Raw genomic sequence first — 14,851 nt, forward strand, 5'->3', positions numbered from 1 at the left:
TGCTGAAGGGTAAAGTGTAACTTACCGAAATTACGGTGATAAGAAGAGCAAAAAAATTAAAACAAGCGTTCGATCGACCTTGACAGGACCGACCACTCACCATAAAGTCGGATTGCGAGGTCGGCTCTGCCCGGGAACCCCTCAGGCTCAGGCCTCCGGGGACGCCCAGCCGTCGTGATCATGAATAGACAACCATCAAAAGGGTAAAACCATGTCTGTAGCTCAGGTATTTGAACAACTCGAACAGAATTTCAACGCAGACGCAGCGCAAGGCCTGGACCTGGTATTCCAGTTCGACATCGAGGACGACAAAACCTATCACCTGGTCATCAACGACGGCACCTGCAAGCTGCACGAAGGCGCCCATGACGATCCTTCCGTTACCCTGATCATGAGCTCCGAAACCCTTCAGGGCATCGTTTCAGGCGAAACCGATGGTATGCAGGCATTCATGGCGGGCCAACTGCGCGCCGAAGGCGACATGATGCTGGCAACCAAGCTGGGTGAACTGTTCAAGATGGGCTGATGCCCGCCTCAACGGACATCCGGAAAACCTGCGCTTTTGCGCAGGTTTTTTTATGTCTGAAGATTTATCGGAACAGAATCCAATGGGCAACGGACGGGCCAAATTTCCAGCGCTACTGGTCCCAGAGCTGAACCGCCGCGCGAGCCTGTTCATTGACCGGCACTGCAACCAGCCCCGAAGCTGACAGGCGTACATCGAACATAGCCCCGTCGCGCATTGGCATGAAGGTGGCGTTGCCATACACCCCCTCTACAAACGGCAGGTTGAATTGCCGGTCCAGTTCCCAGAGATCCGGCCAGGTGGCGTCGGACAGCCCGATGACCGTACGGGGCGCGGAACGCTCCTGCTCAAGAGAGGTATACCGACCTCCGAGACGCTCTAGCCGGTACCCCGGAGCAACACCAAGCCAGCGAATCGGCCCCGCAAAGCGGATGATTCTGGCATCGATCTGCCACTGATCACCCCGAAGGGTTCGCACGGTTGGAGTGCCATCCGCTGTTTCCAGCGTCACCCGCCAGATTTGCTCGCCCTCCTGACTCGTGGAAATAGTCGCTACGGTTTTCATTCCCTCGAGGGACTGATACGCGGACAGGTTGACAGCGATCGCGAGTGCGTAAAGGCCAAGGACAATAACGCCGAATACCGCCATGCCCTTGAGCCATCCGAGGAGCCAGCGCGGGCGAAGGAAAAACAGCAGACCTGCGATCACCAGTATCGCGCCGAGGGCGCCAATTACCATGGTGGCGAGGTCGTGAGACATGACTTACAAACCCACGTCGTCCAGCGACGATTCGGCCAGTTTGAGCAGATCCCGGTTGCGGTCTTCGCGCTTGCCAATGCTCTCGATGTAATACTCCAGGGAAGTCAGGGCGTCAGCCAGCGCTTCCAGAACCTGGGCGGCCGGCGATTCCTTGGCATCAAGCAGGCGCTCCTGAATGGAGGAAGCCACCCGTTCGAGCACACTGGCGGCCTCGGGATCGTTCACCATCTGCAGCCCACCCCAGATGCTGTGCAGCGTCGCGGGCAGATTCGCGAGGTGGAGTTTGTCGTAGTCCGATTCGATAAAGGCGGTGATCGCACGCTTGGCCAGTGTCAGCGCGCTGCGGGCCTCGTCGGCAACAACGTACAAGGCTTCCCTCAGGTAGACCGACTCTTCCTGTTTGCGATCGCTACCGGCAAGGGCATCGGTCTCGGAGGTGATCCCGCGGGTTACGATCTGCATGATGGCATCTTCGATGCCCAGCACAGAATCAGCCAGACGATAGAGCTCCTCATCGCCCGGGAGTCGTTTTTCCTCTTCCCATCCACGCAGCCTGACGGCCTCTTCCCGGGAAATGCCCGCCAGCTTGTGCAGATCAAGCATCACCAGGGTGTTGGCCAGGCGCTCCAGGGCGTCCGCGATGGAGGACAGCTCGGCAAGGTCCGGCTCGATTCCCCTTTCGATGATATCGAGCTTGTCCTTCAGCTGGTTCAGCTCGTCCTGTAATGCGTCCGAGAGGGATTTGAGAACATCGCTGCCAGGGCCATAGAGACGGCGCGCGTGGGCCTCGAGCATGGCATCCGGAAAATCAGCGGGCGCCAGTTTGTAGGCCGACAGGACGGAGGTGACTTCCGGGTTGGCCGAACCGCTACGATACAACAGATAAACCAGATCCCGGATCAACGAGTCCGGCGCGTCCTTGGCGGTGGCGACCTTACCCACGTAGACCACTTCCCGGGCGTATTTCTCGATGCGCATGAACATGCGCTTGCGGGCCTTGGTGAACAGCATGGCACGATCAAGCATGGTGTCCGCGACGATGCCCACGAGGCACCACATCTGGCCCATGGGAGCGCCCTGGCAAAGACGGGCCAGGCCACGTGCAGCACGCCCGATCAGCTTCTTGTTCACCGCGTCGTTGCGCTCGCGCAGGATGCCAAGCAGCGCCACCTGGAACGTCAGGCGCATGCGCCTGGCCATGATTTCGTAATCCGCCTCGTTACCATCGAAGGGCTCAAGTGCCAGACCACCGCAGAAATCCGGACGCTCTTTTACATCGACATCAAAGAAGCAGGACTCGGGATACGGCTTTTCGCGACGTGCCTCGCGCAGGTCGTTGATGACCGGCAGCAGAAGTTCCGGATGGTCCTGCCGTTGCTGGTGGTAATACTCGACGTATCGACGGAGGATGAAGAGCGCGCTGTTGAGGGTGGTAAGCAGGATATTCTTGTCATCGTTGGCGCCAACGGGGACATCGTTGGCCATGGTGACCGCTTCCTGACAAAGCAGCGTGCCGCCGCGCAGCTCCACCAGAATGAAGATGCCCCGGAGCTGATTGATGAAGTCCACGCAGTTCTGGAGATCCTCTCCCCGTTCGCGGTTCTCCTGGAAGCGTTCAAGGCTGGATTCTGCCTGCTTGATGGTCTGCTCGATTTCACTTTTGACCAGGTCAAACGACTGCGATTTCGTCGCGAGAGACGACTGAACCATACACGCTTCCCGTTAGCTTTGCGGAGACTACCGCATCCTCTTTGGTGGACAACGGCCCGGTAATCACGGACCCGGCCTTATTGTTCTGGGCCGGGCACCCTCGTCCGGCCAAAGCGTTCGCAAAAAACTGGCGAACTTATCATTACTTATAACATAAAACTCAAGTAGCTCAAGAAAGGCGGAATGTAACATTTGGTACAGGCCAAACCAGTTCTCATTCCGCGTTCTCGAGTTTACGCCACACTGACTCGCCGGCCTGTTTCTCCAGCACGGCCATGAACTCCTCGTGAGCGGCACTTTCCTCTTCCGATGCCCGCAACACCGCAAGGGGCGATCGATCGCCGGAGAGCCGGCGAATGCCACCGGCCCCTCCCCCACTGTCAGACCCGGCGTCCAGGGACAACGCGGTCTGACCGCCGGTCAGCAGCAGATAGACATCAGCGAGTATCTCGGCGTCCAGAAGTGCGCCGTGCAGCTCCCGGTTGCTGTTATCAACGCCATAGCGTTTGCACAGGGCATCAAGGCTGTTCTTCTGGCCCGGGTGGCGGGCCCGTGCGATGGCCAGGGAATCGACAATGCCGCAGTGATCGGCTGTCTTCCGGACGGGCTTCAGGCGGGCAAACTCCGCGTCCATGAAGCCCACGTCAAAGGCTGCGTTGTGGATGACAAGTTCCGCACCCTTGATGAACTCGAAGAACTCATCGGCAATCTCGGCAAAGCGCGGCTTGTCGGCCAGGAATTCGTTAGTGATGCCGTGCACCGTAATGGCCTCGGCTTCCACCTCACGATCGGGATTGATGTATACGTGGTAGTTGCGACCGGTGAGCTGACGTTCCATCAGCTCAACACAACCAATCTCGATGATCCTGTGGCCTTCGGCCGGATCAATGCCGGTGGTTTCGGTATCGAGTACGATCTGTCTCATGGCCTGCGTCCGATTGTCTGTGTGTGCGGGAAGATGTCAGGCGTTGGTGAGCTCGTCAACGCCGCGGTTGGCAAGCTCGTCGGCCAGTTCGTTGTCGGGAATACCCGAATGGCCCTTCACCCAGTGCCAGTTGATCTGATGCCTGGCCACGGCTGCGTCCAACTCGCGCCAGAGGTCTTCGTTCTTGACCGGCTTTTTGGCCGAGGTTTTCCAGCCGTTGCGTTTCCATCCGGCCAGCCATTCGGTTATGCCCTTTCGCACGTACTGGGAATCGGTGTACAGCTCCACCTCACAGGGACGTTTCAGGGCACCGAGCCCCCGGATGGCCGCCATCAGCTCCATGCGGTTGTTAGTGGTATTCGCCTCGCCGCCATGCAGCGTTTTTCGGGCGTCTCCGTAACGAAGCACTACGCCCCATCCGCCCGGGCCCGGATTGCCCTTGCAGGCACCATCGGTATAAAGCGTTACCTTGCCGGCCATTGCTACTCCTGTTCTGTTAATTCCATCCGTTACTCGGCCAGGCGGGCGGGTAGCTCTTCCCGGCTGCAGCCGCGGGACGCCCCGACGGTACCGGTGCCCGGTAACGCGATAACCTTGCTCTTGCGCCACACCGGGCGCCTCGGCAACCGTGCGTGTACGCGTTTTTTGGCAAGGATACAGTAATAGGCGCCCACTGGCAGGAACCGATTTCCTGAAATCCAGCGATCCATCCGCGAGCGAGGCTTGCGACCACTGCGCTGCAGGGGCCAGCGACAAAAACGCGTAACCGAAGCTTCGACATTGAAACCCAGCAGATTAAGCCAGTCTTCCATGCGTCCCCGGAACAGGAAGCGCCCACCCCATGGGCCTTCCTCACTCCGTGTAATCAGTTTTCGGGCACCCCAGAAGCTGAGCGGGTTGAAACCGATCAGCACAATGGTCCCTTCGCCTCGCAAGACCCGGGCTGCCTCGCGCAGAACCTGATGCGGATAAGGCGAGAAATCCGCGGTATGGTGCAGCAACACGAGGTCCATGGAATCGCCCGGAAAAGCGAGTTCATCCGCATCGCAAACCGTCACGCCATCCGGAATCTGCGGCGTCCATCGAGGTGTGGTCATGATCTTCTGGGAGAAGTCCGTCCCCGTGGCCAGCGGTAGTCGATGACTCACGCCCACCTGCAGCTGCCGCGCGCCGGTCAGGCTCTGGAGCTGGGCATCCACGAACCGCCTCTGGTCCGCCAGCAAAGCTCGCCCAAGCGGCGTCTGGAACCATCGTTCAAAACTTTCATGTCTACTGGCATAGGCGAAAGCCTGGGATTCACTCACTGTTTGGACGCTCCCGGGATCCGGACCTGTGGTTGGGGCCTCGAAGGTATTGCTCTATCATAACAGTCACACTTTCCAAGCACATGTGGGGCCCTATGCTGACAATTACTGCGATACCAGCGTTTAGCGACAACTACATCTGGTGCCTGTCGAATTCGGCCAGCGGCAAGGCCCTGATTGTCGATCCCGGCCAGGCCCAGCCAGTACTGGACTACCTGTCTGAAAACAATCTCACGCTCGATACCATTCTGGTTACCCATCACCACCCGGACCATGTGGGCGGCGTTCAGTCTTTGGTTTCCGCCTTTCCCGACTGCCGTGTCAGCGGCCCGGCTGACTCTCCGTTCAAGGGCGCAACCAACACCCTGCACCCGGGCGACGAGGTGATCTGGGAGGAGATTACCTTCCAGGTACTCGGCGTGCCCGGCCATACCCTTGACCACATTGCCTACTTCACGGATGTTGAGGTCGAAGGGCGCCCTGTGCTGTTCTGCGGCGACACCCTCTTTGTGTGCGGCTGCGGGCGGCTATTCGAGGGCTCGCCGGAACAGATGCGCCAGTCGCTGCAAACCCTGCGCGCCCTGCCCGGAAGAACAGCCGTTTACTGCGCCCACGAGTATACCCTTGCCAACCTGCGTTTTGCCCGCAGCTGGCTGCCGGAGGACGACGGCCTCCGGGAGTTCGAGGACCTCTGCAAGAAGGCCCGGGAGGCGGGCAAGCCAACCGTGCCCTCGGTGCTGGCCGATGAAAAACGCCTGAACCCTTTCCTGCGCTGGGATGATCCGCCCGTTGTGGATGCTGCCCGGGGCTATTGCGCCAGCCATGGCCTGCCCGCTGATTCGGAGAATGCAATCTTTGCGGCGATCCGTCACGGCAAGGACCACTTCTGACGCCGTGCCCTACGTACTTAACAAATCCTCTCAGAGCCGTAACGAGAGGATTCTTGACCCTTTTTGACAGGCTCCAATAGAATCAAAAACCTTTTTTCGAACCGTTTCCGGATGTCTTGATATGTCGCTCAGACGCTTGTCGTTTTTTTTCCTCACAGGGGCCCTGATCACCGGGTGCAGCAGTTTGCTAAACCAGAGCGGAGAAGATTCGGACAACCCGCTTGATACCGAGCAACTGGCCGTAGCCGCCGGCGATGAAGGCCTGAAGCAGGCAGTCGCTGCCGGTGATGACAACGCCGAAACCCAGGATGGCCCGTTGGACGATGCCATTGCACCGGAACTGAAAAAGGCCGCTCAGGAGGCCAGGGACAAACTCGACAACCCGGTGACCGAGCCGGAACCGGAAACCGTTGCCCGGGCGGATCTCTGGGACCGCATGAGAGCGGGTTTTGTCCTGGATCACAGCGTGGACAATGAACGGGTACGGGACCAACTGAACTGGTACGCGAGCCACCCCAAATACATCGAACGCGTGGTGGAACGCGGCAGCCGCTACCTTCATCACATCCTGAACGAAACCGAAAAACGCGGCCTTCCGGCTGAATACGCGCTATTGCCCGTGGTGGAGAGCGCCTTTGACCCCTTCGCGTACTCCCATGGCCGGGCTGCAGGTCTCTGGCAGTTCATTCCTTCTACCGGCAAGTACTTCGGACTTACCCAGAGCTGGTGGCACGACGAGCGCCGGGACGTAATTGCGGCAACCGACGCGGCCCTGACCTACCTCGAACGGCTGGCAGATCGTTTTGACGGAGACCACACGCTGGCCCTGGCTGCCTACAACAGTGGCGGCGGCACGGTTTCCAGCGCCATCAGACGCAACAATAAAAGCAACCGGCCGACCGATTTCTGGTCGCTGGAGCTTCCCCGGGAAACCCGTCACTACGTGCCCAAGCTGATCGCCCTGGCCAAGATCTTCGACGACCCCTCCGCCTACGGCATCGAATTGCCCTCGCTGAAAGACGAGCCCTACTTCGAAGTTGTCGATACCGGCTCCCAGCTCGACCTCGCCCAGGCTGCCGAAATGGCGGGCGTGGACATTGATGAAATCTATCTGCTTAACCCGTCCTATAACCGTTGGGCCACGTCTCCGGACGGTCCACACCGCCTGCTGGTCCCGGTGGCGAGTGCCGAGGCGTTTCGCGCCGCCCTGGACAAACTTCCGGTCGCCCAGCGGGTGTCCTGGCGCAACTACGTGGTGAAATCAGGCGACAGCCTCAATACCATCTCCCGCAAGTTTTCCACCACGCCGTCCGTGCTGCAGCAGGTCAATAACCTGAACAGTGACCTGATCCGGATCGGACAGCGTCTGATGATTCCTTCGGCCTCCAAAAACAGTGATGCCTACGCCCTCAGTGCCGCCCAGCGCCTGGAACGGAAGCAATCCCGGGAGCGCGATGGCAACAAGGTGCGCTATACCGTGCGTCGGGGCGACACCTTCTGGGATATTGCCCGGGAGCACCGGGTTTCTGTTCGGGAACTGGCGGCCTGGAACGGAATGGCCCCGGGTGACCCGCTGATTCCTGGCAAGGAACTGGTGATCTGGTCGAAAACCAGTCAACCGACCGTGGTGGCAGCCAACAGCCGACGCGGCGACGCCATGGTACGGAAGGTGGGCTATCGGGTACGTAAAGGCGATTCGCTGGCACGCATTGCCAGTCGTTTTTCGGTGAATGTGCGTGACATCGCAAGCTGGAACGACCTCAACACCGCGCGTTATCTGCAACCCGGCCAAAGTCTGGTACTCTACGTGGACATTCGAAACAGCCCTTGACGTGCGAGCCCCATGACAACAACTCGAACAACCTCATTCCTTACGTCCCTCTGTTCAGTTATGGCGCTGGTTGCGGCGCCGCTGTTCTCGGCTGGATCCCTGGCACAGGAAGTCACACCCTCGCACGGTCTGGCAATGCACGGTGAGACCAAGTACCCCGAGGGCTTCAGCCATTTCGATTACGTCAACCCGGAAGCTCCCAAAGGCGGCACCCTGAAGCTCGCGGTGGTGGCCAACGGATTTGATTCGTTCAATCCGTTCGACATCCGGGGCGTTGCCGCCGCAGGCATCAGCAGTTACCTGTACGACACTCTGTTGGCGTCCTCAGACGACGAACCTTTCTCCGCCTACGGCCTGATTGCAGAATCCATCGAAACCCCGGAGGACCGCAGTTACGTGGTTTTCAACCTGCGTGAGCAGGCGAAGTTTCACGACGGCAAGCCCATCACCGCCGAAGACGTCAAGTTCTCCTTCGAGACACTGACCACCAAAGGCCACCCGTTCTTCCGCAACTACTATGCGGACGTCAGCAAGGTAACCGTTGAGGGCCCACGTCGCATCCGGTTTGATTTTGGTGAAACGAACAACCGTGAACTGCCGCTGATTCTTGGCCAGATGCCCATCCTTCCGGCCCACTACTGGGCAGACCGTGACTTCGGCGACAACGGTCTGGAACGCCCCCTGGGCAGCGGCCCCTACCGTATCGGCGAATTCGAGGCCGGCCGCAGTGTCAGCTATGAGCGGGTCAAAGACTACTGGGCCAAAGATCTCGGCGTTCGCACCGGGCGGTTTAATTTCGATCGCATTGTCTATGACTATTACACCGACGACACCGTCGCCCTGGAAGCGTTCAAGGCGGGCAGTTTTGACTTCCGGCTTGAGTCCTCTGCCAAAAACTGGGCAACCGCCTACACCGGTGAGCGGTTCAACAACGGCACCATCGTCAAGGAAGCCATTGAACACCATCGCCCCGCCGGCATGCAGGGCTTTGTGTTCAACACGCGCCGGCCCGTGTTCTCTGACCCACTGGTGAGAGAGGCCCTGGCTTATGCGTTCGATTTTCAGTGGGCCAACAAGAACTTGTTCTTCGGTCAGTACACCCGAACCGACAGTTATTTCGAGAACAGTGAGCTGGCCTCCTCCGGTCTGCCCCAGGGGCGCGAGCTGGAAATTCTTGAGCCGTTCCGTGATCGGTTGAGCGAAGACGTCTTTAATGAGGAATACCAGCCTCCCACCACGGAAGGCCAACAGGGGCTCCGCCAGAACCTCAAAACTGCACTGGACCTGCTCAATGAAGCTGGTTACGAGATCCGCAACGGCAAGATGACGAACGCCGAGACCGGCAAGCCCCTGGCGTTTGAAATCCTGCTTTTCCAGAAGAGTTTCGAGCGTGTGGTGCTTCCCTTCAAGAAGAATCTTGAACGCCTGGGTATCGACGTGACCGTCAGGTTGGTGGACAGCAACCAGTATATCCAGCGCCTGCGCGAGTTCGACTACGACATGATTACCCAGGTGTTCGGGCAGTCAGACTCCCCGGGGAACGAGCAACGGGACTACTGGCATTCATCCAACGTGAACACCAAAGGCTCGCGCAACTACGCCGGCGTGAGCGACCCGGTGGTCGACGAACTGGTGAGCATGGTCATTCAGGCGCCGAACCGCGAAGAACTGGTGCATCGGGTACGGGCACTCGACCGCGTGCTGCTGCACGGGCACTACGTGGTTCCACACTGGCACCTCACCAAAGACCGGGTTGCCTACTGGAACCACCTTCAGAGACCAGCCACCACCCCGAAGAACGGGATAGACCTCGACAACTGGTGGGCCAGGCCCTGAGGAAAGCGCCGTTACATGGGCATCTACATACTCCGGCGACTGGCGCTGATCGTCCCTACCCTGATCGGAATCATGCTGCTGAACTTTGTGATAGTTCAGGCAGCGCCCGGAGGGCCGGTTGAACAACTGATTGCCGAGATGCAGGGCCACGGCGGCAGCGCCCTGGCGCGCGCCTCCGGTGGTGGAACGGGCGGCGAAGTGGCGGACACATCCGGAGATTCCAGGGGTTCCCGCGGTATTCCGGATGAGCTGCTTAAGGAAATCGAGGTGATGTACGGCTTTGACAAGCCGCCCCACGAGCGTTTTATCAAGATGCTCGGAGACTACGCCACATTCGATTTCGGCGACTCTTTTTTCCGTGAAAAAAGCGTTATCGAACTGATTCTCGACAAGATGCCCGTGTCCATCTCTCTGGGGCTCTGGTCGACGCTCATCATTTACCTGATCAGCATACCCTTGGGCATCCGCAAGGCGGTTCTGGACGGCACCCGCTTCGATGTCTGGACCAGCTCTGCCATTGTGGTGGGTTATGCAATACCCGGATTCCTGTTTGCCATCCTGCTGATCGTGCTCTTTGCCGGCGGCAGTTATCTCGACTGGTTTCCGCTGCGGGGCCTGACTTCTTCGAATTTCGACGAGCTGACCTGGTACCAGAAAATCGGCGATTACTTCTGGCATCTGGCGCTGCCGGTTACCGCGAATGTGATTGGCGGTTTTGCCACGCTCACCCTGCTCACCAAGAATTCCTTTCTCGACGAGATCGGCAAGCAATATGTCGTGACCGCAAGGGCGAAAGGCCTTACCGACAAGCAAGTGCTTTACGGCCATGTATTCCGTAACGCCATGCTGATTGTCATCGCCAGCCTCCCGGGAGTACTGGTGGCCCTGTTTTTCACCGGCTCCCTGCTCATTGAGGTGATCTTCTCCCTGGATGGCCTGGGGCTGCTGGGTTTTGAGGCCGCTCTTAACCGGGATTACCCGGTAATCTTTGGCACCCTCTACATCTTTACGTTGATGGGCCTGATCCTGAAGCTGGTCAGCGACATCACCTACGTGCTGGTGGACCCACGTATCGACTTTGAAAGCCGGGAGGGTGCGTGACGTTTCGTTCCCTGACGCCTATCCAGAAGCGGCGCCTGCAAAGCTTCCGGAGTAACCGCCGGGGCTTCTGGTCGCTGTGGATATTCCTGGCGCTGTTCGGTCTCTCCCTGGTGGCCGAATTGATTGCCAACGACTCGCCGCTGATCGTGTCCTATCAGGGCGAGCTCTATTTTCCGGTTGTCGAGTCGGTGCCTGAGGAAACCTTCGGAGGGTTTCTGCCAACCGAAGCGAACTACCGGGATCCGTTCATCGCCGATGAGATCAAGGCCAACGGCTGGATGATATGGCCACCCATCCGGTTCAGCTACGACACCATCAACTACGATCTGGAGGTGCCGTCGCCGGCGCCCCCCAGCGCGGAAAACTGGCTAGGCACCGATGATCAGGGGCGTGATGTGGCCGCTCGGGTCATCTACGGGTTTCGTATCTCGGTACTGTTCGGGCTGACGCTCACCATCGCAAGTTGCATTGTGGGCGTGGTGGTTGGCGCCATCCAGGGCTTTTACGGCGGCAAGGTCGACCTGTTCGGGCAGCGGTTTATCGAGATCTGGTCAGGTTTGCCGGTGCTCTACCTGCTGATCATCCTCTCGAGTATTGTGCAACCGAACTTCTGGTGGTTACTCGGGATCATGCTGCTGTTCAGCTGGATGGGCCTGGTGGACGTGGTGCGCGCCGAATTCCTTCGGGCGCGGAACTTCGAATACGTGAAAGCAGCCAGGGCCCTGGGTCTCGGCAACCGGAAGATCATGTTCCGGCACATTCTGCCCAATGCCATGGTCGCCACCCTGACCTTCCTGCCTTTTATACTGACCGGGGCCATCACCGGCCTCACATCGCTGGATTTCCTGGGCTTTGGTCTGCCGTCCGGTTCGCCATCGCTGGGTGAGCTGATCGCACAGGGCAAGGCCAACCTGCACGCCCCCTGGCTGGGTATTTCCGCCTTCGTGTCGCTGTCGCTGATGCTGACCCTGCTGGTGTTTGTCGGCGAGGCCGTCCGTGATGCCTTTGATCCGAGAAAGAGCTGACATGACCCAACTGCTTGAAATCTCCGATCTGACCATTGCCTTTGATCAGGCAGCCCCGGTGGTGAACTCGCTGTCACTGTCGATCAGCGAAGGTGAAACCCTGGCCCTTGTTGGTGAGAGCGGCTCCGGAAAGTCCATCTCGGCCCTCTCGATTCTCCGGCTGCTCGATGAGCGCCACGTGAACTATCCCCGGGGCGCAATTCAGTATCGCGGTGAAAACCTGCTCTCCGCCACCCCCAAACGTTTGCGGCAGATTCGGGGTCGGGAGATCGGGATGATCTTCCAGGAACCCATGACCTCTCTGAACCCCCTGCACACCGTCGAGCGACAGATCGGGGAAACCCTGGAGCTGCACAAGGGAATGCGCGGCAATCAGGCGCGCATTCGTTGCCTGGAGCTTCTGAACCTCGTGGGTATCCAGAACGCCGAGGCCAAGCTTGGTGCCTACCCACACCAGCTGTCTGGTGGGCAGAAGCAGCGAGTGATGATCGCCATGGCCCTGGCGAACGAGCCGGACCTGCTGATTGCCGATGAACCCACAACGGCGCTGGACGTCACTGTGCAGAAGCAGGTGCTCGAGCTGCTCCGTGACCTTCAGAAAAAGCTGGGCATGGCCATTCTGCTGATTACCCACGATCTGACCATCGTCCGCCGCTATGCCGATCGCGTCGCGGTCATGGAGCAGGGACAACTGGTCGAACAGGCCGACACCCGAACCCTGTTCCAGGCGCCCCGCCATGCCTACACCCGAAAACTGCTGGATGCCGAACCGCCGGAGGCACCCATAGCCCTGGAGGGCCAGGCCGCGCCCCTGCTCTCCGTCACCGACCTCGATGTTCGCTTTCCCATTCGCAGGAATCTGTTCGGCCGGGTGAAGGAATCGTTTCACGCGGTCCAGGCTGCGAGCTTCGACCTGAAGCGCGGCGAGACCCTGGGCATCGTCGGGGAAAGCGGCAGTGGCAAAACCACCATTGGCCATGCCCTGCTCAAGCTGACCGCCAGCACCGGCAGCATCCAACTGGACGGCGAAGAGCTGGCGCGGCTCGATCAGAAGGCCTTCCGGCCCTGGCGCCGAAGAGTCCAGATTGTCTTCCAGGACCCGTTTGGCAGCCTCAGCCCCAGGATGTCGGTGGCCGAGATTATCCGGGAGGGGCTGGAAATCCATGACGCTGCCGGCGCCGAGGACCACGACCAGAAAGTGATCCGCGCCCTGCGCGATGTCGGGCTCGATCCGGAGGCCCGGCATCGATACCCCCACGAGTTCTCCGGAGGCCAGAGGCAAAGGATCGCCATCGCCCGGGCCCTCGTTCTTCAGCCCGACCTGATCATTCTCGACGAGCCCACCTCGGCGCTGGATCGCACAGTCCAGAAGCAGGTGATTGAGCTGCTGAGGGATATCCAGGCCCGTTATGGTCTAAGCTACATCTTTATCAGCCATGATCTGGCGGTGGTTCGAGCGCTCAGCCACAAGTTACTCGTGCTTCAGCACGGCCAGATCGTGGAATACGGTAACGCTGCCGACATTTTTCAGGCGCCTCGCCGGGACTACACGCGCGAGCTGCTCAGTGCGGCGTTTTTCTACCAGGACACCACTACGACTATTTGAGCGTTACCCCGGGCCCCTGAGTTCGGGGATAATGCACCAAAATCAGGAACACAGGGAGAACGACCCATGGGAATCCTCAGTGGCAAGAAAGCACTGATCGTTGGCGTAGCCAGCAAATTGTCCATTGCCTACGGCATCGCGGATGCCTTCGCCCGCGAAGGTGCGGAGCTGGCGTTTACCTATCAGAACGAAAAGCTTCAGCCCCGTGTGGAAAAATTTGCAGAAGGCTGGGGAAGCAAGCTGACCTTCCCCTGTGACGTGGCGAAGGACGACGAAATCGAGAACGTGTTCAAGGAGCTGGCTAAGCACTGGGACCACGTCGACATCATTGTTCACGCAGTGGGTTATGCCCCGGCCCACGAGCTTGACGGCAATTACGTGGACGTCACTACCCGGGAAGGCTTCCGCATTGCCCATGACATCAGTTCCTACAGCTTTGTTGCCCTGGCCAAGGCGGCCCGCGGCATGATGCACGAAGGCAGTTCCCTGCTCACCCTGAGCTACCTGGGCGCTGAACGTGTGCTGCAGAACTACAACGTGATGGGACTGGCCAAGGCCTCTCTCGAAGCCAACGTTCGCTACATGGCCTCAAGCCTTGGCCGCGACGGCATTCGCGTGAATGGCATCTCCGCAGGCCCGATCAAGACCCTGGCCGCCTCGGGCATCAAGAGCTTCCGCAAGATGCTCGCAGAGAACGCCAAGCGGGCCCCGCTGCGTCGCAACGTAACCATAGACGAAGTCGGCAACGCCGCCGCATTCCTCGGCTCGGATATGGCCAGTGGTATCACCGGTGAGATCATGTACGTGGACGCCGGGTTCAACATTACCGGAATGGCCGAGCTGGAAGAATAAAAGCCTCTGGTACCGACGAAAGAAAGCAAAAAGCCGGCGTCATGCCGGCTTTTTAGTGTTCAGCCCTGCTCCATCGCGAGGGCAACGGCCTCCACCCACTCCACATAGGCCGTGTCATCGGACTCGATGATTCTGACGCCTACCAGGAACGCCTGTTCGTGGGGACGGCACCAGACCACCTCAACCATCAACAGAAACGGTTCGCGGTGGTTACCGAGGAACACCCTCGCCGGTAACAGGGCATCCAGAGACAGCGGTTCAGGCGTGGTAAGGCACAGCCCGCCGGCGGAGATGTCCCGAATACCGCAGACCAGATCCCTGTTGTCGGAAGAGGTCTGGTCGGGCTCCCCGGACTCCAGCTCCAGAATGGCTCGGGCCCGGGCGGTCAGGCGATAACTGGTCCGGTTGTCCTGATCGACCTGGTGTTCGTCGCCGGTACCAAAACTGTAGTCGTTCTCTGCCATGTTGCTCTTCCTGCGCTGACC

14 protein-coding genes are annotated in these 14,851 nt (G+C 59.4%); 8 read left to right on the forward strand and 6 right to left on the reverse strand.

Annotation, left to right across the window (positions count from 1 at the left end; genetic code table 11):
* Nucleotides 1-211 precede the first annotated feature (211 nt).
* The gene (locus AC0J1C_RS09035) at nt 212-526 is read left to right on the forward strand and encodes an SCP2 sterol-binding domain-containing protein (RefSeq protein WP_091985448.1); all 315 of its coding nucleotides are present in this window, start codon (nt 212-214) and stop codon (nt 524-526) included.
* A gap of 112 nt (nt 527-638) precedes the next feature.
* Here the strand turns inward: AC0J1C_RS09035 and AC0J1C_RS09040 are convergent, their stop codons facing one another.
* From AC0J1C_RS09040 to AC0J1C_RS09060, 5 genes are all read right to left on the reverse strand, one after another.
* Nucleotides 639-1,286, reverse strand: a complete 648-nt coding sequence (locus tag AC0J1C_RS09040; protein ID WP_473043538.1) for a multidrug transporter — start codon at nt 1,284-1,286, stop codon at nt 639-641.
* 3 nt (nt 1,287-1,289) lie between these two features.
* Nucleotides 1,290-2,996, reverse strand: coding sequence for a FimL-related protein (locus AC0J1C_RS09045; protein WP_473043539.1), 1,707 nt, complete (start codon nt 2,994-2,996; stop codon nt 1,290-1,292).
* Between the two features lie 214 nt (nt 2,997-3,210).
* Entirely contained in the window at nt 3,211-3,921 is a 711-nt protein-coding gene (gene dnaQ, locus AC0J1C_RS09050) for a DNA polymerase III subunit epsilon (RefSeq protein ID WP_375193008.1), read from the reverse strand.
* 36 nt (nt 3,922-3,957) lie between these two features.
* Entirely contained in the window at nt 3,958-4,401 is a 444-nt protein-coding gene (gene rnhA, locus AC0J1C_RS09055) for a ribonuclease HI (protein ID WP_473043540.1), read from the reverse strand.
* Between the two features lie 29 nt (nt 4,402-4,430).
* A complete protein-coding gene (locus AC0J1C_RS09060; protein ID WP_375193006.1) occupies nt 4,431-5,225 on the reverse strand; it encodes a class I SAM-dependent methyltransferase in 795 nt (264 codons plus the stop codon).
* 95 nt (nt 5,226-5,320) lie between these two features.
* Between AC0J1C_RS09060 and gloB the strand changes: the two genes are divergently transcribed.
* The 7 genes from gloB (at nt 5,321) to AC0J1C_RS09095 (ending at nt 14,366) form a co-directional block, all read left to right on the forward strand.
* Entirely contained in the window at nt 5,321-6,115 is a 795-nt protein-coding gene (gloB, locus tag AC0J1C_RS09065) for a hydroxyacylglutathione hydrolase (protein WP_473043541.1), read from the forward strand.
* 121 nt (nt 6,116-6,236) lie between these two features.
* Nucleotides 6,237-7,946, forward strand: coding sequence for a lytic transglycosylase (locus AC0J1C_RS09070; RefSeq protein ID WP_473043542.1), 1,710 nt, complete (start codon nt 6,237-6,239; stop codon nt 7,944-7,946).
* Between the two features lie 60 nt (nt 7,947-8,006).
* The gene (locus AC0J1C_RS09075; RefSeq protein WP_473043543.1) at nt 8,007-9,782 is read left to right on the forward strand and encodes an extracellular solute-binding protein; all 1,776 of its coding nucleotides are present in this window, start codon (nt 8,007-8,009) and stop codon (nt 9,780-9,782) included.
* 15 nt (nt 9,783-9,797) lie between these two features.
* Nucleotides 9,798-10,883: a microcin C ABC transporter permease YejB gene (locus AC0J1C_RS09080; protein ID WP_375193002.1), complete on the forward strand. Its 1,086-nt coding sequence runs from the start codon at nt 9,798-9,800 to the stop codon at nt 10,881-10,883.
* The gene (locus AC0J1C_RS09085; protein ID WP_473043544.1) at nt 10,880-11,908 is read left to right on the forward strand and encodes an ABC transporter permease; all 1,029 of its coding nucleotides are present in this window, start codon (nt 10,880-10,882) and stop codon (nt 11,906-11,908) included. The genes AC0J1C_RS09080 and AC0J1C_RS09085 overlap by 4 nt, the downstream gene beginning before the upstream one ends.
* Nucleotide 11,909: 1 nt before the next feature.
* On the forward strand, nt 11,910-13,514 hold the full coding sequence (locus tag AC0J1C_RS09090) for an ABC transporter ATP-binding protein (protein WP_473043546.1): 1,605 nt from the start codon (nt 11,910-11,912) through the stop codon (nt 13,512-13,514).
* 66 nt (nt 13,515-13,580) lie between these two features.
* The gene (locus AC0J1C_RS09095; RefSeq protein WP_473043547.1) at nt 13,581-14,366 is read left to right on the forward strand and encodes an enoyl-ACP reductase FabI; all 786 of its coding nucleotides are present in this window, start codon (nt 13,581-13,583) and stop codon (nt 14,364-14,366) included.
* A gap of 59 nt (nt 14,367-14,425) precedes the next feature.
* Here AC0J1C_RS09095 and AC0J1C_RS09100 read toward each other — a convergent pair whose 3' ends face one another.
* Nucleotides 14,426-14,830 carry a PilZ domain-containing protein gene (locus AC0J1C_RS09100; RefSeq protein WP_473043549.1) on the reverse strand — a complete coding sequence of 135 codons (405 nt, stop codon included), beginning with the start codon at nt 14,828-14,830 and terminating at the stop codon, nt 14,426-14,428.
* Nucleotides 14,831-14,851 lie beyond the last annotated feature (21 nt).

The organism is Marinobacter sp. E2 (assembly GCF_055755345.1).

Coding starts and splice junctions, on each gene's coding strand:
- AC0J1C_RS09035 (WP_091985448.1), top strand. CDS start 212: ATGTCTGTAGCTCAGGTATTTGAACAACTCGAACAGAATTTCAACGCA.
- AC0J1C_RS09040 (WP_473043538.1), bottom strand. CDS start 1,286: ATGTCTCACGACCTCGCCACCATGGTAATTGGCGCCCTCGGCGCGATA.
- AC0J1C_RS09045 (WP_473043539.1), bottom strand. CDS start 2,996: ATGGTTCAGTCGTCTCTCGCGACGAAATCGCAGTCGTTTGACCTGGTC.
- dnaQ (WP_375193008.1), bottom strand. CDS start 3,921: ATGAGACAGATCGTACTCGATACCGAAACCACCGGCATTGATCCGGCC.
- rnhA (WP_473043540.1), bottom strand. CDS start 4,401: ATGGCCGGCAAGGTAACGCTTTATACCGATGGTGCCTGCAAGGGCAAT.
- gloB (WP_473043541.1), top strand. CDS start 5,321: ATGCTGACAATTACTGCGATACCAGCGTTTAGCGACAACTACATCTGG.
- AC0J1C_RS09070 (WP_473043542.1), top strand. CDS start 6,237: ATGTCGCTCAGACGCTTGTCGTTTTTTTTCCTCACAGGGGCCCTGATC.
- AC0J1C_RS09075 (WP_473043543.1), top strand. CDS start 8,007: ATGGCGCTGGTTGCGGCGCCGCTGTTCTCGGCTGGATCCCTGGCACAG.
- AC0J1C_RS09080 (WP_375193002.1), top strand. CDS start 9,798: ATGGGCATCTACATACTCCGGCGACTGGCGCTGATCGTCCCTACCCTG.
- AC0J1C_RS09090 (WP_473043546.1), top strand. CDS start 11,910: ATGACCCAACTGCTTGAAATCTCCGATCTGACCATTGCCTTTGATCAG.
- AC0J1C_RS09095 (WP_473043547.1), top strand. CDS start 13,581: ATGGGAATCCTCAGTGGCAAGAAAGCACTGATCGTTGGCGTAGCCAGC.
- AC0J1C_RS09100 (WP_473043549.1), bottom strand. CDS start 14,830: ATGGCAGAGAACGACTACAGTTTTGGTACCGGCGACGAACACCAGGTC.